Here is a 19675-nt window from a genome sequence, read left to right as displayed (position 1 = left end):
TTGTAATTAATTGGGAATGTGTGATTCACATTTACAATGAAGCTTATCTTCCCTAATGGTCATTAGTTAAAATTTATAGAGGAGGAAGCAATAATGACACAACAGGGAAATTCACAAACGTATAAAGGGGACAACAAACTCATTTTAGGGATTGTACTCGGAGTTGTTACTTTTTGGTTATTTGCACAATCTTTATTAAATGTAGTACCAACGTTACAACAATCATTTAACAGTAATATAGGTACGATTAGTATAGCAGTCAGTATCACTGCACTCTTTTCAGGAATGTTTGTTGTTGGAGCAGGTAGTTTAGCAGATAAAGTAGGAAGAGTGAAGATTACTTACATTGGTTTATGGTTGAGTATTATAGGGTCAGTATTAATTATTGTTAGTAATTTACCTATATTATTAATTATTGGGAGAGTTATTCAAGGATTGTCAGCAGCGGCAATTATGCCATCAACTTTGGCAATTATGAAAGCGTATTTTGAAGGAAAAGAAAGACAACGTGCACTAAGTTATTGGTCAATTGGTTCATGGGGAGGATCTGGATTGGCATCTTTATTCGGTGGTATGGTTTCAACATTTGTAGGATGGCGTTGGATTTTTATTTTATCAATTATCATTGCATTAGTTGCAATGTTTCTAATAAAAGGCACTCCGGAAACTAAATCAGTAAATACGACGAAACAGCGTTTTGACTATACTGGTTTAATCTTGTTTGTCATTATGATGTTAAGTATTAATATTGTGATAACACAAAGTGGTGCTCTAGGATTTACTTCGCCTATTATATTAGGACTCATTGTAATCTTTATAATTGCGACAATCATATTCTTGAAAGTTGAAAATAAAATCGGTAATCCACTGATTGATTTTAAATTATTTAATAATAAGGCATATACAGGTGCAACATTGTCTAACTTCTTATTGAATGGTGTTGCTGGTGCATTATTAGTTGCAAATACATTTGTACAACAGGGATTAGGTTTTAATGCATTTCAAACAGGACTATTGTCGATTACGTACCTAATTACAGTGTTATTAATGATTCGTGTTGGTGAAAAAGTGCTACAAAAAGTTGGAGCAAAAAAACCAATGTTACTGGGTACATTTTTCAATATGGTAGGTATTATATTGGTTTCATTAACATTTTTACCAAGCATGGTATATGTGGTTGTGTGTATCATTGGATACTTATTATATGGTTTAGGATTAGGTTTCTATGCAACACCTTCAACAGATATGGCAATTTCAAATTCACCTGAAGACAAAGTAGGAGTAGCCTCTGGAATTTATAAAATGGCATCATCACTTGGTGGTGCATTTGGTATCGCTCTATCAGGCGCATTATTTGGAGTTGTTGCAAGTACGACAAATGTACAAATTGGTGCATTAGTAGGTTTATGGCTAAATGTATTTATGGCATTGTTATCATTAATAATTATTATGGTTATGGTACCAACAGTAAAAAAACTGAAAAACTAAATGAACATTTTCAGATAAAGTAAAATACCGATTTTATTTGTAAGGAACGTCACAACAAATATTTTTAATTAAATAGGTATATAATGTAATTAAGTTAATATATTTCGTAGGGGGAATTAGCATGGAAAAATTAATTAACGCTTTGAAAGATAAAGAATCACGTATGATAGAAATACGTAGATATTTACATCAACATCCAGAATTGTCATTTCATGAAAAAGAAACGCCTAAGTATATAGAAGCATTTTATAAAGATAAAGATTGTAAAGTCGAAACAAATATTGGACCAAATGGTTTGAAAGTAACAATTGACAGCGGCAAGCCAGGGAAGACAATTGCAATTCGTGCAGATTTTGATGCATTACCTATCCAAGAAGACACTGGTTTAGACTTTGCATCTCAGAACGAGGGTGTGATGCATGCATGTGGTCATGATGCACATACAGCCTATATGCTTATACTTGCAGAGACACTGATAGAATTAAAATCAGAATTCAATGGTAAAGTTGTCGTTATCCACCAACCAGCTGAAGAGGTACCACCAGGTGGAGCGCAAGCGATGATTAAAGACGGTGTACTAGACGGTGTAGATCATGTATTGGGCGTACATGTAATGAGTCATATGCCTGCGGGTAATATCTATTATCGTGAAGGTAATGTCCAAACTGGCAGAGACTTTTTTAAATTGAAAATTAAAGGTCAAGGTGGTCATGGTTCATCGCCACACACTGCTAATGACAGTATTGTAGCAGGTGCTTATTTTGTTAACGCAGTGCAAACGATTGTTTCAAGAAGATTGAATCCATTTGAAACTGGCGTTGTGACGATTGGTTCATTTGATGGTAAAGGACAATTCAATGTTATTAAAGATAGCATTGAAATAGAAGGTGACGTGCGTGCACTGACGGATGAAACGAAACATACGATTAAGACAGAGGTGAATCGTTTAGCGGATGGACTAGAAGCAATGTTTGGTGTTACATGTGAGTTAGACTACCATGATGACTACCCTGCTTTGTACAATGATCCAGAGTTCACTCGATTTGTTATAGATACGCTTGAAAATGCCAATACAGACGCAATACAAAGTATTGAGAGATGTGAACCTCAACCACCATCTGAAGACTTTGCATACTATGCTAAGACATTACCAAGTACATTTATATATGCCGGTGCAGCACCAGAGGATGGCACAATTTATCCACATCACCATCCTAAATTTATCATTAGTGAAAAAGCGTTACGAGTTTCTGCAGAAGCAGTTGGTCTAACGGTATTAAACTATTTGAAATAACTAAAATAACTGGATGTGAATCCATACAAAACTGTCGATAGAGTTTGTGACTTTGTTGGCAGTTTTTTTGTGCTATTTTCGTAGAAGAAGTCTATCATTTATGACTTGTTAAACATTAAGAGTTTATTGTAAAGACAATAGAATTTTGCCGCAAGTTTACACAAGTACGATATAGTGTATAGATAGAATGACACTAAAATGATAAAAAGGATGATTAAAAATGAATGGCGACAAAAAGATAGCAGAGTTACTAGATGACTATAAAAAACCATTAAAAAAATTATTTAAATATGATAAATCAAATGCACTCAATTTTGACAAAGAAAGTAGAAATAAAGTGCAAGAGCAAAAAGGGATTTTTGTAATATTTAATAATAAGAAGCCAATATTTGTCGGACAAGCTGGTGGCTTTATGACTGGCTATAAATTGACTCAAAAAGATTTGAGCGATAAATTAGCACAATTCAATTTAAAATCTGATGCAGGTACAACGAAGTTCAGAAGAGGATTTGTAGCTCAAAATAATTTAGATGAATCAGACTTGAAAAATATTAAGGCAGAAGACTATGGCTTAAAGTTCCAATATATAAAAGTTAAAGGTAATCCTGCCATGATTAATACATTGGAAATATTAGCTTTAGAATATGCAAAAGACAATGATATTAAATTGTATAATTTTTTATAAATAGTTAGTAACAAATGATTATATTATAAGATTATAATGAAATGTGGTGATGAATGTGAAGATAAGAACATTGACTTTATCCTTCCAACAACAAGAGCTAAAAGTTAAATTACCAAAAAGTTATTATAAGACGGAAGGGAAGTCTTATCCGATCATAATTGTACAAGATGGGGACTATTTATATAGGGATATCGAAGAAGACGTTATATTTGTAGGCATTGTACCGAATGATAGAAAGCGTGATTATATTCCATGGAAAGCTGATATCGATGGTGTTGAATATGGTGGAGAAGCGAATAGCTATTTAAATTGGGTTGCAGATAAACTGATACCATATTTAAGAAAATGTTTTAATATTTCCCAAGACAATCAGGATATTGGTATTGGTGGTGCTTCTTTTGGAGGACTCGTCTCTCTTTATGGCTTGTTTTACCGTCCGGATGCCTTCGGTAAATATATATTAATTTCACCGTCAGTTTGGTATCCCGAATTTATACATTTTATGAAAGCGCAGTTACCTGTATATGAATCAAAACAAATTTATTGGTATGTAGGCGAACTTGAAGGGCAACAAAGTAAGCATCTTAATCAATATATGTTGCCGTGTACAGAATATGGTGTTGACATCATAAATGAACTACTAGTATCTGAACAAAGCCTTTTTTATTTTGTGAAAAGCAAAAAGGGATTGCATCGGAAACGATTTTTCCAAAAATACTTCAAAAAAGCAATTAAGAAAATGTTTTAGAATTTTTGAAGTACTTTTATAAAGGGAAAATAAAGAATTTATATTATCTGAAAATTCTAATATTAACGCTTAAATCCCCACTTTTGAGTAGAAAAAGTGATAAAATTAGAAGTGTAAATATATTAAAAGAAGTGTTAAATCACTATTCTTTTAAATGTTATGCGAAATTATCTATTTCAACTTAAACATAGGGGATGTTTTTATGTCAGAACACAAAAACAATATTTCTGGAAGTCAGTTAATTGTTGGTATCGTTTTTTCTATTCTAACGTATTGGTTATTTGCGCAATCTTTTTTAAATATAGGACCACAAATTCAAGGTTCTTTTGAAACTACGCCAGATATAGTGAATATTTCTGTGAGCTTAACATCATTTGTGACAGGTGTATTTATGGTGGTTGCAGGAAATATCTCTGATAGATTTGGGAAGGTTAAGATGACGCGAATCGCTTTGTTGTTAAGTATTATTGGTTCACTTATGCTAATCATTTCTGGGAATGTAACGTTATTACTCTTAGGTAGAGTGATACAGGGATTCTCAGCAGCGATCATCATGCCTGCAACAATTTCAATTTTGAATGATTTTTTTGAAGGTGATCAACGTCAAAGGGCATTAAGTTATTGGTCGATTGGTGCGTTTGGTGGAACAGGTTTATCTTCATTTTTTGCAGGAGCTATGGCAACTTTTATTGCATGGCAATCTATTTTTGTCTTATCTATTATACTTTCAATTATCGCACTATTACTGTTGAAACATTTGCCAGAAAGTAAATATGATGTAGCACAAACAAAGCGTTTTGATTATTTGGGACTGACTATTTTTGTGGTGATGATTGGTAGTATAAGTTTTGTGATTACACAAGGTTATAAAATGGGATGGACGAATGAAATTACACTTATATTAAGTGCTATCTTTATCATTTGTATTATTCTATTTTATAATGTAGAAAAATCTAAAACGACACCGTTTATAGATTTAGCATTGTTTAAAAACAAACCTTATATAGGTGCGGTCCTGGCTAATTTTCTCTTAAACACAGGTGTGGGTGTCATTGCCTTGTTTAATATGTATGCACAAGGTGGTTTACATATGACAGCATTCCAATCGGGATTATTAACGTTACCTTATTTGATTGCCTTACTACTTGTTATTCGATTGGGAGAAAAGAGTATTAAACGCTTTGGTGCAAAACGTGCAATGGTCATTGGACCGATATTAACAGCGACTGGTGTGTTGTTATTTAGTCTAACGTTTTTTAATTTGACTAGTTACATTGTGATTGCCTTGATAGGAGCTTTATTTTTCGGGGCAGGCACAGGTTTATTTGCAACTCCTGCACTAAGTACTGCTGTTTCCACGACACCATCAGAAAAAGTAGGGGTGGCATCTGGGATTTTTAAAATGGGATCGACACTAGGTGGTGCGTTTGGTATTGCAATTATGACTTCTATATTTACTGGTGTGGCTCAAAGTGGTCACAGTATCGGTAATGCTGCAAGTATTGGTTTTATAGCAGGCGCAATACTTGTTATGTGTGGTGTGCTAGCCAGTGCCATTATAATACCTAAAACAAATATTAAGCGTTAATAGCATTCTAAATCACTGTTGAACTTGGACAGTGATTTTATTTTTCTACAAAGCTATGAATGCAATAAACGAGTGTCCTAAGATGATGAAAAGTTATGGATTTACACGTATTGAGTAAAGGCATATGATATGTACAAATCATTAAGAACAGAAATGAGGTAGACGATGGATTATAAAAGTTTATACCAATCTCCGCTAGGACAAATCACTTTGATTTCAGACGGAGAAAATATTACGGGTTTATGGCTTCCTACTCATAAAGACTTTGAAGCGCAGTATAAATCAGGATTAACAGAATCAGAGTTACCTGTGTTCGATAAAGCCAAACGATGGCTAGATGAATATTTCTCAGGAAATAACCCTGAGATAGATTTCCCTTTAAGCGCGAAAGGTACAACATTTCGTGAACAAGTCTGGCAATTACTCTTAGAAATACCACACGGCGAAACAGTGACATATGGATATTTAGCTGAAAAGGTAGGTGCGCTACGTGGAAAGACTAAAATGTCTTCGCAAGCAGTAGGGGGAGCTGTGGGTAGTAATCCGATTTCAATTATTATTCCGTGTCATAGAGTTGTTGGGAAAGACGGTAGTTTGACAGGCTACGGTGGTGGAATAGATGCCAAAATAGAGCTATTGAAAATAGAACAACTAGATATGAAATCATTTTATAGACCGAAGCATAGTACGAAGCCATAAATTGCCTAACAGTTGTATTATGTCAAATAAAATAGAAAGCTACATATAATAATATATATTAATTGTAAAGTTTTCTAGATAGAGTTGAATAATTAACTCAGTATGATATCGTGTAAACCATCTTTAAAATAAAAATTTGGGATGGTGAGTCTTCTGAAACGGGAAAAACAGGGATTTTCAAGTGTTTTTATTTATTCAGCAGCAGTTATAGCAATACTAGTAATTATTGGGGCGTTATTCCCACAACAATTTGGTAGTGTGGGTGGTAAGATATCAACTTGGGTTACTAAGACATTTGGTTGGTATTATATGTTGCTATATACAGTAATTTTAGGCTTTTGTATTTTCTTATTATTTAGCCCGATAGGTAAATTAAAATTGGGAAAACCAAAAGATAAACCAGAATTTAGAACAGTGTCATGGCTTGCGATGTTATTCAGTGCAGGTATGGGTATTGGTTTGGTGTTCTACGGGGCATCTGAACCTATTTCACATTATATGGCTCCACCAACTGCAGATCCTGAAACAAAAGCAGCGATGGCAGAAGCGTTTAAGTCATCATTTATTGACTATGGTTTTCATCCTTGGGCAGTATACGGCATTGTCGCGCTAGCATTGGCATATTCTCAGTTCCGTAAAGGTGACAATGGATTAATTTCAAGAACACTGAGACCTATTCTTGGAAACAGAGTAGAAGGTCCAATTGGCAATCTAGTAGATATTTTAGCAGTGTTTGCTACAGTTATTGGTGTAGCTGTTTCACTTGGTGTAGGTGCTATACAAATTAATGGTGGATTGCACTATTTATTCGGTGTACCAAGTAATTCTATCGTTCAAGGTATTATTATTGCCATTGTTACCGTATTATTTTTATACAGCGCATGGAGTGGCTTAAGCAAAGGAATTCAATATTTAAGTAATTTGAATATGATTTTGGCCGCATTATTATTAATTGTAATATTTATTGTTGGACCAACATTACTTATTCTTAACATGATGACAAGTGGTACTGGAGATTATCTGAATACACTTATCTTCAATAGTTTGGATGTTGCGCCATTAAATGAACAAAAGAGTGATTGGTTACAAACATGGACGATTTATTATTGGGGCTGGTGGATGAGTTGGAGCCCATTCGTTGGTACCTTTATTGCTAGAATTTCTAAAGGACGTAGTATTAGAGAGTTTGTTATTGCAGTGCTTGGCGTACCAGTTGTAATAAGTATTATTTGGTTTAGTGCGTTTGGTGCGACAGGTATTACAGTTGGACAATCACATTCAAGTATTTTGAAAATGCCACCAGAAACGCAATTATTTGGTATTTTTAATGAATTGCCGTTTGGATTTATATTATCTATTATTGCACTTGCACTGATTGCATCATTCTTTATTACATCGGCAGATTCTGCAACATATGTTTTAGGAATGCAAACAGCATATGGCACATTGAACCCATCAGGCTTTATTAAGATTGTGTGGGGATTAGCCTTAGCCGCAATCGCCTATGTGTTATTATTAGCAGGTGGTGATACGGGACTAAGTGCCTTACAATCTGCAGCAATCATATCCGCATTGCCATTTAGTTTTGTTGTTATACTGATGATGGTCTCATTATATAAAGATGCGAATAATGAACGTAAAGCATTAGGATTAACTTTGAAAATTAATGAAGAACGAAGTGCATCTTATACTAAAATGATTGAAGAAGAAAATCGTAATAGATTATAAAGTGAAATAGCATAAAAAGACCTCCCTTCTAAAAAGTAACTTATGTACTTTTGGAAGGGAGGTTTTTCTAATTTAATAATTATAATTGGATAGTACTTAGTCAATAAACGATAAAATGTATAAGATTCAAATGAATAACATAAATAAGACAATTTAAATTAAGCATTTATAACGTGATAAGAATAAGTGCTTTAAAACCTAATTTAAGGTATTATAATTACGGATATGATCATTGATACTTTCAAGATAGAAAATAGAATTTTGTTCATTTTGCAACTCTGTTTCAGGGTCAAATTCTAAATTGTCAAAACGTTTGAAGAAAGTTTCATAAGTTTCAACAGAAATTTCTTCACGGTTATTCAATAAATCTTTGTGTGCTTGAATATCAAGTGCATCTTGATAACCTTCGACAACCTTACCACTGAAGAATTCACCAACTGAGCCAGAACCGTAACTAAATAATCCGATAGTATCGTTTGGTACTAAATCATGTGTTTCAAGTAATGAAATTAAACTCAAGTATAATGAGCCAGTGTAAATATTACCGACATAGCGATTATAATACGTTGCTGCATCATAACCTGTAGTTAAACGTGATTTAGTTTCTTCATCGATATCGTCTGTTAAAATAGACTCAAGTGCTTTTTTACCCATTTTTGTAAATGGTACATGGAAGCATAATGAACTAAAATCAGCTAATGATTTATTATGACGACGTGCATACTCTTGCCAGCTTTCTTGGAAAGAATGGATATATGCATCTTTTGATAGTGCACCGTCAACGAGTGGATATGGTTGACCACTTGGACGCCAGAAATCATAAACGTCTTCTGTAAATGCAACGGCATCATCATTTAGTTCAAGGATACGAGGGTTATGTGATATCATCATAGCAACAGCCCCAGCACCTTGCGTTGGTTCGCCACCAGATTGTAAGCCATAACGAGCAGTATCACTTGCAATCACAAGAACCTTTTCATTTGGACGTTGTGCTAAATAATCTTTAGCTAATTGAATTGCAGGTGTAGCAGCATAACAAGCTTCTTTCATTTCAATACAACGCGCAAATGGTTGAATTCCAAGTAGGTTGTGTATTTGAACTGCTGATGCTTTCGCTGAATCGATTGCTGATTCAGTTGCTACGATGACCATGCTGATTTGTTTTTTATCGTCATCTGTAACGATATCTTTAGCAGCATTTGCACCCATTGAAACAATATCTTGGCTTGTAGGGCTCACTGCCATTTCAGTTTGGCCAATACCTAATAAGTATTTATTGGGATCAACTTGACGTGCTTCTGCAAGTTTAGCCATATCTACATAAAATCTTGGAACATAAAAATTAATTTGATCAATACCAACTGTCATAAAGTGTATCGACACCTTTCTGTATATAAATAAGCAATTGTATCATACCAAATCACAACGATAAAATACAATGATTTGAAATTAGTCATAAAGGAGAATAATAATGAATAGAGTAGCAATCGTAAGTGCAAAACGTACACCAATAGGGAAATTTAAAGGGAAATTAAGTCAGTATACTGCAGTAGAACTTGGTACAACAACATTAGAAGCAGCTATGAAAGCTATACAATTAGACCCGAAACATGTTGAACAAGTCATATACGGAAACGTACTGCAAAGTGGTAATGGTCAGAATCCAGCACGCCAAATTGGTATCAAAGCAGGCGTACCTGATACAACACCTGCAATGACAATCAATGAAGTTTGTGGCTCAGGATTAAAGTCTATCATTTTAGGTAAACAATTAATTCAACTTGGAGAAGCCAAAGTTGTTGCTGTAGGTGGCGTAGAAAGTATGACGAATGCGCCGCAATTAATTTTAAATGAAGATGAAGCACCTGTGGAAAGCTTTATGCATGATGGACTTACGGATGCCTTTATGAATGTACCTATGGGTATCACAGCTGAGAAGATTGCTGAAAAATATGGTGTGACACGTGAGCAACAAGATGACTTTGCTAATGCATCGCAACAAAAAGCATATCAAGCTACAGCATCTGGAAAATTTGAAAACGAAATTGTACCACTAAAAGATGCGAATGGTGAGTGGATGACGACAGATGAAGGCATTCGCGGTAATAGTAGTGGAGAAAAACTAGCGACATTAAAAACGATTTTTAAAGAAAATGGGACTGTAACAGGTGGTAATGCTTCAAGTATTAATGATGGTGCATCTACAGTAATTTTAATGGATGAAACTTATGCTAAAGAAAATGGTTACGAAGTATTAGCTATAGTAGGCAATCACGCTGAAGTTGGCTGTGATCCAGAATTGATGGGTTATGCGCCATATCATGCAGTTACACAATTATTGGAAAAATCTAACAAAGTGATAGATGATTTTGATGTTGTAGAAATGACGGAAGCTTTTGCAGCGCAAAGTATTCCGGTTAGAGATAACTTGGGAATTACACAAGATAAGCTTAATCTTTATGGTGGTGCAATCGCATTAGGTCATCCTATTGGTGCAAGTGGTGCACGTTTAGTTACAACACTCGTAAACCTTTTAGCACAAGAAGATAAACAATCAGGTATTGCTACGGCATGTATTGGTGGCGGTCTTGGCATTGCAATTGCAATTGAAAAAGGAGGCAAATAATGGAAGCATTAGACAAAACATTTCGTCACTTATCTAGAGAAGACAAATTGTCACAACTTGTTGAAAAGGGTTGGCTAAGCGAAGAAAATAGAGACGTATTATTAAATAATACGCTTATTCCTGAAGAAATTGCGAATAGTTTAATTGAAAATGTCATTGGACAAGGCGCGTTACCAGTAGGATTATTGCCAGAAATTAAGGTTGATGATAAATCATATGTTGTACCTATGATGGTGGAAGAACCTTCTGTTGTTGCAGCAGCCAGCTATGGTGCGAAATTAGTTAATCAAACTGGCGGTTTCAAAGTGGTCTCAAGTGAACGACTCATGATTGGACAAATTGTGTTTGATGGTGTGGATGATACAAATGCGTTAGCACAGCATATTCAACAACTTGAGCCTAAAATCAAACAAATCGCTGATGAAGTTTATCCGTCAATAATAGAGAGAGGCGGAGGTTATCGAAAAATTCAAATCGATACGTTTGCTGCAGAAGCGCTTTTGTCGCTTAAAGTATATGTAGATACAAAAGATGCCATGGGCGCAAATATGTTAAATACAATTTTAGAAGGTATTACAGCATATTTGAAAAATGAATTGGCAGAAGTAGACATCCTAATGAGCATCTTATCTAATCACGCAACTGCTTCAGTTGTTAAAGTACAAGGTGAAATATCAGTTGAAGCACTGTCCAAAGGTGGTCGTGATGGTCAAACTGTTGCAAAACGCATGGAGCGTGCATCCGTATTAGCACAAGTGGATATTCATCGTGCAGCTACACATAATAAAGGTGTAATGAATGGTATTCATGCTGTTGTCCTTGCAACTGGTAATGATACGCGTGGTGCAGAAGCGACAGCACATGCATATGCGAGCAAGGATGGCCAATACCGAGGATTAGCAACATGGAAATACAATGAAGCGAGACAAACATTGGTGGGGACGATTGAAGTGCCAATGACTTTAGCAACAGTAGGTGGTGGTACAAAAGTATTACCTATTGCAAAAGCATCGCTAGATCTTATGAAAGTTGATACCGCTCAAGAACTTGGTCATGTCGTAGCTGCAGTTGGCTTAGCTCAGAACTTTGCGGCTTGTCGTGCATTGGTATCTGAAGGTATCCAACAAGGTCACATGAGCTTACAATATAAATCACTAGCTATTGTTGTTGGTGCACAAGGTGAAGAAATTGCTAAAGTTGCAGATATGTTGAAGACACAACCACGTGCGAATACAGCTGTTGCACAACAATTACTTGAAGCTATTCGAGCACAAAAATCATAATATGCATTTGAAAGCATAAAAAATTTATAGTAAATATGTTAAGCAACCTCAATGGTTAACTGAAACACACTCCAAAAGTTGGACGATAACTCTAACTTTTGGGGTGTGTTTTTTATTGAAAATGCTAAGAAATCATGCGTGATATTTGTCTCTTTTCAATACGAAACGTAAAAAAACTGCCAATAAAGTAGTGGACTTTATCGACAGCTTAAAAAGCGATTTGATTAGTAGATATAGTTGTATTTTGCGGCAGCTGATTTGCTTAATATTCTTGTTCCAAATGCTAAAGGGCGATTATAATTGTATTCTGCAACTTTGATACTACCATTGTTATAAACTGCGCTGACATAAGCGACATGGCCATAAGTTCCTGCAGTTGACTGCATGACTGCGCGTTTTGCTGGTTTTCTCCCTACACGATAACCACTTTTCTTAGCATTGCTATACCAAGTCTTAGCGTTGCCCCAACCATTTGGCACCGGTTTACCCACGCTTGCTCTCTTTTTAAATACATACCAAGTGCATTGATTTTTCGTATAATAATTTACTGCAGCTTCTGTCGTGTGACTTTGTTGCATTGTCTCAAATGATAAAGTGCCTGTCATTAGAATCGTAGTCGCAAGAAGTATCGTAGTCAATCTTTTTTTAATATTCATACATATCCCCAAACATTTTTTATTGATGTTTTTATCATAAAATGCAAATGATAAAAGTACAATAAAGTATACAATTAATACAACTAACTTTAATAAGTCTGAAATATATGCCATACAATTGTAATTTGACATGCAAAATAATGACTTGCTAACAAGTGGAATGGTATAGTATTGGATAATTATATATTTACTATATAAAAATAAAATTAAAAATTAACCTAAGTATTGAAAGCGCTATCATTTTTCAGTATGATTTTAATAACAGAGGAGGTGGCTATTATTTTTAAACGTAAATTTAAAAACAATAGTAGTAAAAGCCAAGTGAAAAAAGAATTGGGGTTTATCTCAGCGTTCTTCACATTGGCGACAATGATTATATCCATGTTATTTACAGTAGCTGTGTTAGAAAAAGAACCACATATTCCATTACTTATTGGTACGGCTGTCGCTATTCTTGTGACAATGTTGCATGGCTATAAGTTTAGTGAAGTTGAAGAAATGATGTATAAGGGGATACGACATGCTTTACCAGCAATCGTAATCATCATTTTAGTTGGGTTAGTCATTGGTTCATGGATTGGTAGCGGGGTCGTAGCAACAATGATTTATTATGGACTTCAACTCATTGATCCACGCTATTTCTTAGCGGTTGTTATTATTTTATGTGGTATTGTTGCTTTAGCAATCGGTAGCAGTTGGTCCACAATGGCTACTGTAGGCGTAGCTTCAATGGGCATTGGAATTAGTATGGGTATATCACCAGGTATGGTTGCAGGTGCAGTCATTTGTGGGTCGTACTTTGGAGATAAAATGAGTCCACTATCAGATACGACGAATCTGGCTGCAGGATTGACAGGTGTAAATTTGTTTGAACATATCAAGCATATGTTTTATACAACGATTCCGGCACTCATTATATCGCTCATCGCATTTTTTATTATCGGACAACGTTATGGTGCCCAACATTTTGATGCTAAAAACATCCACGCAATACTAAATACGATGCAAGATAACTTTCTCATTACGCCATGGCTATTACTGATTCCACTTATTGTAATTGCACTTGTTGTTGTCAAAGTACCGGCAATACCAGCCATTTGTGTAGGTATTGTGCTAGGATTTTTTGCGCAGATTTTCATTCAAGGTGGAAGTCTTACCGAAGCATTAACAGCATTACAAACAGGTTATACAATCGATTCAGGTAATAAACTTGTGGATGAACTGTTTAATCGTGGCGGTTTAGAGTCGATGTTCTATACGATTTCTCTTACATTAGTCGCGATGACATTTGGTGGTGTTTTAGAATATTCCGGCATGTTGAAAGCGTTGATTTCTATCGTTTTAAAAGTAGCCAAGTCAACGGGGTCATTAATCGCCTCTGTCATTGTCTCTTGCATTGGAACAAATTTTACTTGTTCAGAACAATACATATCCATCATCGTACCTTCACGCATGTATATCAGTGCATTTAAGGAAAAACAATTACATCCTAAGAATTTGTCGAGAGCTTTAGAAGATGGTGGTACATTAACTTCGGTCTTTGTACCTTGGAATACATGTGGTGTGTTTATTGCATCAACATTAGGTGTTTCTGTCATCGAATATGCTCCGTTCGCTATATTAAATTATACTGTACCAATTATTTCTATTATATTCGGATATATTGGTTTCAAAATTATAAAATTAAGCGAGCAACCTATTAAAGTGAATGACGAAACAACGAACCAAACGCAATCGAAAGATACTAATTTGGCCTGAAATGTAAAATATCCAAGCTAGATTACCATAAATTAAATTGATAATATCCGTTCTCACAATTAGAAGAATCTTGAGAACGGATATTTTAGTTCAACAAGATGGAAATTAAATTTTTTAGCATATAAGAAAGTGCAAAGTTAATTTGTGCAGGATTATTTGTCTGTATTTTTGCACCTTATTAGCAATTTATTTGTAGCATGAATAGGTTGATATAATTATAGCGTCGCCTATCTCTCAGGCATCAAATTGACTGAGAGAGGAGGTGTATTATGATGCTTATGTGTTTTGTACACATATTAATGACAGTTATAAGTAGCTGTATTATCGCGTATTTTTCTTATTGGCTTAATAGACGTGATAAATAATGCATAGGTGACAAAAGCCACACCTTAAAAACCCCCTTACTACGGCAATAGTAAGGGGGTATTAATGCTTATGTGTTTTGTTACGAATATTGTATCATCATCTTTAAAGCAAAATGCAAATGTATGTTTGAATGGAATCTATAATTAAAGTTAGATGAAATTTCATTTAATAACCAGTGATTTTGTAGGGGAAATCATTTTCATGGCACATATATTGAAATATTGAAATTTCTACGTATACTGAATGCTAAAAAGAGACATTTTATAAAGGAGTGGGTACATGGACATTAAACATATGAAGTACTTTGTAGCTGTTGTCGACCAAAACGGTATGACAAATGCTTCGAAACATTTATATATTGCCCAACCAACGATAAGTAAAGCAATCAAAGATTTAGAAGATACTTTAAATATGCCCTTATTTGATCGGAGTAAGCGACAACTTGTATTAACAGACGCTGGATCAGTTTTTTATAAAAAATGCAAAGAGATTTTAACGCTTTACAATGATTTACCTAAAGAAATTAACAGTTTGTTAGGCTTAGAAACCGGACATATAAGTATTGGCTTATCTGCGGTTATGAACATGAATAAGTTTATACAAATACTAGGTGAGTTTCATCAGAAATATCCTAATGTAACATATAACCTTGTTGAGAATGGCGGGAAAATGATTGAGACACAGTTAATCAATGATGAAATTGATATTGGTATCACAACTTTACCAGTAGACCAAACGATTTTCCATTCTATCACGCTCTATCAAGAGGATTTAAAATTAGTGTTAAATAAAGAGCATCATCTTGCGAATATAGAAAAAATTGATATGAGTATGTTGAAAGATGAGGATTTTATTTTATTTAATGAAGACTTTTATTTGAACGATAAAATTATCGAAGCGGCGAAGAATGCCGGTTATCTACCGAATACGATTTCTAAGATTTCACAGTGGAATTTTATTGAAAATTTATTGAATGCACATTTAGGTGTCAGTATTTTACCCGAGAACATTGTAGGTTTATTAGATAGTCACTTTGTACATAAAAAGCTAGAAGATCCTGGTATGCGATGGGAACTAGGTGTCGTGTGGAAACGTGATAAATATTTAAGTCATGCGACGAGACAGTGGATAGATTTCATGAAACAAAGATTATAATATATACATAAACTCGAAAATCATTGATTAGATTAAAGCACATACAATAAGTCTGAGACAAAAATAGATGTCTCAGGCTTTTTAAATTTAGCAGAAGATGACTGAATTGAGCCTTTGCTTATATCAAGTATTTTCAATCCTAGTTAGTCTTGTCCTGCAGAGACTATGAATCCTTATTAAATAGTTTGATTTCTGTCCCACTCACAGCTGCGTGTTTTTATTAATAGATAGATTCCTTCAATAATTAGTATAGAAAAATATAATGGATTAAATCGCTTTCATTCATAAAAGTAATAAGTACTATTGAAAATCAATATTTTTATTATAGAAAACATCGTCTTATACTTGAATATATATTCAATCAAGTAATTAACAAATGAAAATAAGGGTGATGTGTAATGCAAATATCAAAGAAGTTGATACAGGTCTTATTTCAAATAATATTGATTTTGGGTATTACTTATTTAGGTAATGTCATTCAAAGCTTTTTTCATATACCAATTGCCGGAAGTATCGTTGGCTTAATACTATTCTTTTTGCTTTTGCAATTTAAAGTGATTCCTTCCAAATGGGTGAGTGAAGGTTCTAACTTTTTCTTAGCGACAATGGTCTTCTTTTTTGTCCCATCAGTTGTAGGTATTATGGATGTCATTCCAGAAATCAATTTAAATTTCATCCTATTTTTCACAATGATTATATTAGGTACGTGTTGTGTGTCACTGATTTCAGGTTTTATAGCTGAAAAAATGGTTAAAAATGCACGATACGGGAATGGACAAGATTAGATGTTACTTTTAAAAACTATTTTTATGATTTTATTAACGATACTGATGTTTGTCGGTGCTAAGAAGCTACAAGCTAAGTTTAGGAGTCCATTTTTGAATCCAGCACTGATTGCTTCAATTGGGATTGTATGTGTACTGCTACTATTTAGGGTGGACTACCAATCATATATGGTTGGAGGGAAATGGATTCATTATTTACTAAATTGTACAGTCGTATGTTTAGCGTTTCCGCTTTATCAAAATCGTCATAAAATATTACACAATGCACGCATTATTTTTAGCAGTGTGTTGACTGCAGTGATGTTAAATTTTATATTTGTCTACTGCATATTAAAACTATTTGGTTATTCAAAAGAAGTCATTGTAACAATGTTGCCAAGGTCTATGACTGCCGCTGTTGGTATTGAAGTGTCAAAGCAGCTTGGTGGTATTGATGCAATTACCGTCATGTTTATTATTACAACTGGTTTAATTGGCAGTATTTTAGGAACGTATTTATTAAGATTAGGCAGATTTAATACGTCGATTGCAAAAGGCATGGCATATGGTAATGCATCACATGCCTTTGGTACGGCACAAGCCTTAGAAATAGATTTAGAATCCGGTGCATTTAGTTCAATAGGTATGATTTTAACGGCTATATTAAGTTCAATTATTTTACCGATACTCATCCTATTTTTATATTAAATGAACTTCTAAGCATTACTTGATTATTATTAAAATTTAAAAATATAGTGAATTAAAGTGAAAAACTGAAGGGAGTTTTTTATAATGGCAAAAATTAAAGCAAATGAAGCATTAGTAAAAGCATTACAAGCGTGGGATATTGATCACTTATATGGTATTCCAGGTGACTCAATTGATGCAGTTGTTGATAGTTTGAGAACTGTAAGAGATGAAGTTGAATTTGTTCATGTACGTCATGAAGAAGTGGCTAGTTTAGCAGCAGCTAGCTATACTAAATTAACGGGTAAAATTGGTGTTGCATTAAGTATCGGAGGACCTGGTGTCGTTCATCTACTTAATGGTATGTATGATGCCAAACTAGATAATGTGCCACAACTTATTTTGGCTGGACAAACAGATAGCACAGCATTAGGAACTAAAGCGTTCCAAGAAACAGATATTAGCAAAATGGTAGACGATGTTGCAGTATATAATCGTCAAATCACTGAAAACGATAAAGACGTGTTTGGCATTGTAAATGAAGCCATTCGCACGGCATATCAGAAAAAAGGCGTAGCAGTCTTAATTCTGCCAAATAACTTATTAACAAATAAAGTGAAAGACACAACGAATACGCCAGTTGATACAGCACCACCTGCACGAGTAGCGCCGAAACCACGCAGTATCAAAAAAGCGACGAAATTAATTAATAAGAGTAAACGTCCAGTTATGTTAATTGGTACAGGTGCGAAACATGCTAAAGACGAAGTGCGTGAATTTATTGAAGCGGTTAAAATTCCATCAATCATCACATTACCTGCAAAAGGTATACTAGCGGATGCACATCCATATAATTTAGGAAATCTAGGAAAAATTGGTACCAAAGTATCATACCAAACAATACAAGACGCCGACTTATTAATTATGGTTGGTACAAATTATCCATATGTTGACTACTTACCTAAGAAAAATATTAAAGCCATTCAAATTGATACAAACCCTGACAATATCGGACACCGTTTCAATGTAAATGTAGGTATACTTGGTGATAGTAAATATGCGTTACAACAATTAACGGATTCAGTAAAACACATTAAAAATCGTGATTTCTTAAATAAAACACTCGAAAGAAAAGCGACTTGGGATTCATGGATGGCGAAAGATTTAGCAGATGAAAGTTCACCGATTCGCCCAGAACGTTTAATGGACGCAATCAACAAAGTGAGAACAGATGACGCAATCTTTTCTATCGATGTAGGTACATCAACAGTTTGGTCAACACGTTATTTAAATTTAACAGTGAACAATAAATTTATTGTATCTAGCTGGTTAGGTACAATGGGCTGCGCTTTACCTGGTGCAATTGCAGCGAAACGCGCATACCCAAATCGTCAAGTTGTAGGTATTGCTGGTGATGGTGCATTCCAAATGGTTATGCAGGATTTCGCCACAGCTGTTCAATATGACTTACCTATGACGATTTTTGTATTAAATAACGAACAATTATCATTTATTAAATATGAACAACAAGCCGCTGGTGAGTTAGAATATGCTATCGATTTCACAGATATAGATTTAGCTAAATTTGCTGAAAGTTGTGGTGGTGTTGGTTACACATTAAAAGATCCAAGCAACATTGATGAAGTCGTTGCTGATGCGATGGCTCAAGACAGACCAACAATTGTTAATGTTTATGTAGATCCTAATGCAGCACCATTACCAGGTAAAATCGTTAAAGATGAAGCAATCAATTATGGTAAATGGGCATTTAGATCCATTACTGAAGATAAAAAATTAGACCTAGACGAACTGCCACCAATGTCAACAGCAGTTAAACGTTTCTTCTAATATATTGTCTAGTTAAAATAGATAAGTATAAAACTAAATTTTTTGCATAAGCACGGCTATACTTCATTAACGAAGTTTAGTCGTGCTTTATATTTATAGTTTTTAATACAGGTTGTAATTTACTTATTAACAAAGAATCTGAAACACCTATTTATGTGCTAGACTCAATTCTTTACTTAATCTGTTTCTAGTATTAAAGACACAAAAATAAGTCGTGTTATAGTATGAAATCAAAACATATAACATTCATCACGCATGCACTGTAGATATTTTCACACCTTGGGTATTGATTTAATATTTGG

The 19675-nt window shown here is 34.4% G+C and carries 17 protein-coding genes; 15 read left to right on the top strand and 2 right to left on the bottom strand.

What is annotated here, in order from left to right; all coding sequences use genetic code 11:
• The first annotated feature begins 93 nt into the window (after positions 1 to 93).
• The 7 genes from BJS11_RS03565 to BJS11_RS03535 all read left to right on the top strand — a co-directional run bounded on the left by BJS11_RS03565 (position 94) and on the right by BJS11_RS03535 (position 8230).
• Positions 94 to 1488 (top strand): MFS transporter, encoded by a 1395-nt coding sequence (locus BJS11_RS03565; protein ID WP_069994558.1) that lies wholly within the window; start codon positions 94 to 96, stop codon positions 1486 to 1488.
• Positions 1489 to 1609: 121 nt separating this feature from the next.
• Positions 1610 to 2782 (top strand): M20 family metallopeptidase, encoded by a 1173-nt coding sequence (locus BJS11_RS03560; protein WP_069994557.1) that lies wholly within the window; start codon positions 1610 to 1612, stop codon positions 2780 to 2782.
• A 220-nt stretch (positions 2783 to 3002) separates the two neighbouring features.
• Positions 3003 to 3467, top strand: a complete 465-nt coding sequence (locus BJS11_RS03555; protein ID WP_069994556.1) for a hypothetical protein — start codon at positions 3003 to 3005, stop codon at positions 3465 to 3467.
• A gap of 49 nt (positions 3468 to 3516) precedes the next feature.
• Positions 3517 to 4215 carry an alpha/beta hydrolase gene (locus BJS11_RS03550; protein ID WP_245167063.1) on the top strand — a complete coding sequence of 233 codons (699 nt, stop codon included), beginning with the start codon at positions 3517 to 3519 and terminating at the stop codon, positions 4213 to 4215.
• Positions 4216 to 4417: 202 nt separating this feature from the next.
• On the top strand, positions 4418 to 5803 hold the full coding sequence (locus BJS11_RS03545; protein WP_069994554.1) for an MFS transporter: 1386 nt from the start codon (positions 4418 to 4420) through the stop codon (positions 5801 to 5803).
• Positions 5804 to 5968: 165 nt separating this feature from the next.
• A complete protein-coding gene (locus BJS11_RS03540; RefSeq protein WP_069994553.1) occupies positions 5969 to 6502 on the top strand; it encodes a methylated-DNA--[protein]-cysteine S-methyltransferase in 534 nt (177 codons plus the stop codon).
• Positions 6503 to 6643: 141 nt separating this feature from the next.
• Positions 6644 to 8230 (top strand): BCCT family transporter, encoded by a 1587-nt coding sequence (locus BJS11_RS03535; RefSeq protein WP_180365206.1) that lies wholly within the window; start codon positions 6644 to 6646, stop codon positions 8228 to 8230.
• A gap of 198 nt (positions 8231 to 8428) precedes the next feature.
• Here the strand turns inward: BJS11_RS03535 and BJS11_RS03530 are convergent, their stop codons facing one another.
• Positions 8429 to 9598, bottom strand: a complete 1170-nt coding sequence (locus tag BJS11_RS03530; protein WP_069994552.1) for a hydroxymethylglutaryl-CoA synthase — start codon at positions 9596 to 9598, stop codon at positions 8429 to 8431.
• Positions 9599 to 9701: 103 nt separating this feature from the next.
• On the opposite strand from BJS11_RS03530, the gene BJS11_RS03525 reads away from it, so the two are divergent.
• Both BJS11_RS03525 and BJS11_RS03520 read left to right on the top strand, forming a co-directional pair.
• Complete coding sequence (locus tag BJS11_RS03525) at positions 9702 to 10856, top strand: thiolase family protein (protein ID WP_069994551.1); 1155 nt, start codon at positions 9702 to 9704, stop codon at positions 10854 to 10856.
• On the top strand, positions 10856 to 12139 hold the full coding sequence (locus tag BJS11_RS03520) for a hydroxymethylglutaryl-CoA reductase, degradative (RefSeq protein WP_069994550.1): 1284 nt from the start codon (positions 10856 to 10858) through the stop codon (positions 12137 to 12139). Before BJS11_RS03525 ends, BJS11_RS03520 begins: the two co-directional genes overlap by 1 nt.
• Positions 12140 to 12363: 224 nt before the next feature.
• Here BJS11_RS03520 and BJS11_RS03515 read toward each other — a convergent pair whose 3' ends face one another.
• A complete protein-coding gene (locus BJS11_RS03515; protein ID WP_069994549.1) occupies positions 12364 to 12795 on the bottom strand; it encodes a CHAP domain-containing protein in 432 nt (143 codons plus the stop codon).
• A 369-nt stretch (positions 12796 to 13164) separates the two neighbouring features.
• Here BJS11_RS03515 and nhaC point away from each other — a divergent pair, with 369 nt between their 5' ends.
• The 6 genes from nhaC to BJS11_RS03490 all read left to right on the top strand — a co-directional run bounded on the left by nhaC (position 13165) and on the right by BJS11_RS03490 (position 19373).
• A complete protein-coding gene (gene nhaC, locus BJS11_RS03510) occupies positions 13165 to 14553 on the top strand; it encodes a Na+/H+ antiporter NhaC (protein ID WP_069994698.1) in 1389 nt (462 codons plus the stop codon).
• Between the two features lie 269 nt (positions 14554 to 14822).
• Entirely contained in the window at positions 14823 to 14918 is a 96-nt protein-coding gene (locus BJS11_RS13530) for a type I toxin-antitoxin system Fst family toxin (protein ID WP_280833797.1), read from the top strand.
• Between the two features lie 280 nt (positions 14919 to 15198).
• A complete protein-coding gene (gene cidR, locus BJS11_RS03505; protein ID WP_069994548.1) occupies positions 15199 to 16074 on the top strand; it encodes a cidABC operon transcriptional activator CidR in 876 nt (291 codons plus the stop codon).
• Between the two features lie 398 nt (positions 16075 to 16472).
• The gene (locus BJS11_RS03500; RefSeq protein ID WP_069994547.1) at positions 16473 to 16859 is read left to right on the top strand and encodes a CidA/LrgA family protein; all 387 of its coding nucleotides are present in this window, start codon (positions 16473 to 16475) and stop codon (positions 16857 to 16859) included.
• Positions 16860 to 17546, top strand: a complete 687-nt coding sequence (locus BJS11_RS03495) for an LrgB family protein (RefSeq protein ID WP_069994546.1) — start codon at positions 16860 to 16862, stop codon at positions 17544 to 17546.
• A gap of 84 nt (positions 17547 to 17630) precedes the next feature.
• Entirely contained in the window at positions 17631 to 19373 is a 1743-nt protein-coding gene (locus BJS11_RS03490; protein WP_069994545.1) for a pyruvate oxidase, read from the top strand.
• Positions 19374 to 19675: the final 302 nt, after the last annotated feature.

Origin of the sequence: Staphylococcus caeli (assembly GCF_900097965.1) — a bacterium.
Lineage (GTDB): Bacteria > Bacillota > Bacilli > Staphylococcales > Staphylococcaceae > Staphylococcus > Staphylococcus caeli.
Note: the sequence above shows the minus strand (reverse complement) of the source record. Positions and strands in the feature narration are given on the sequence as shown.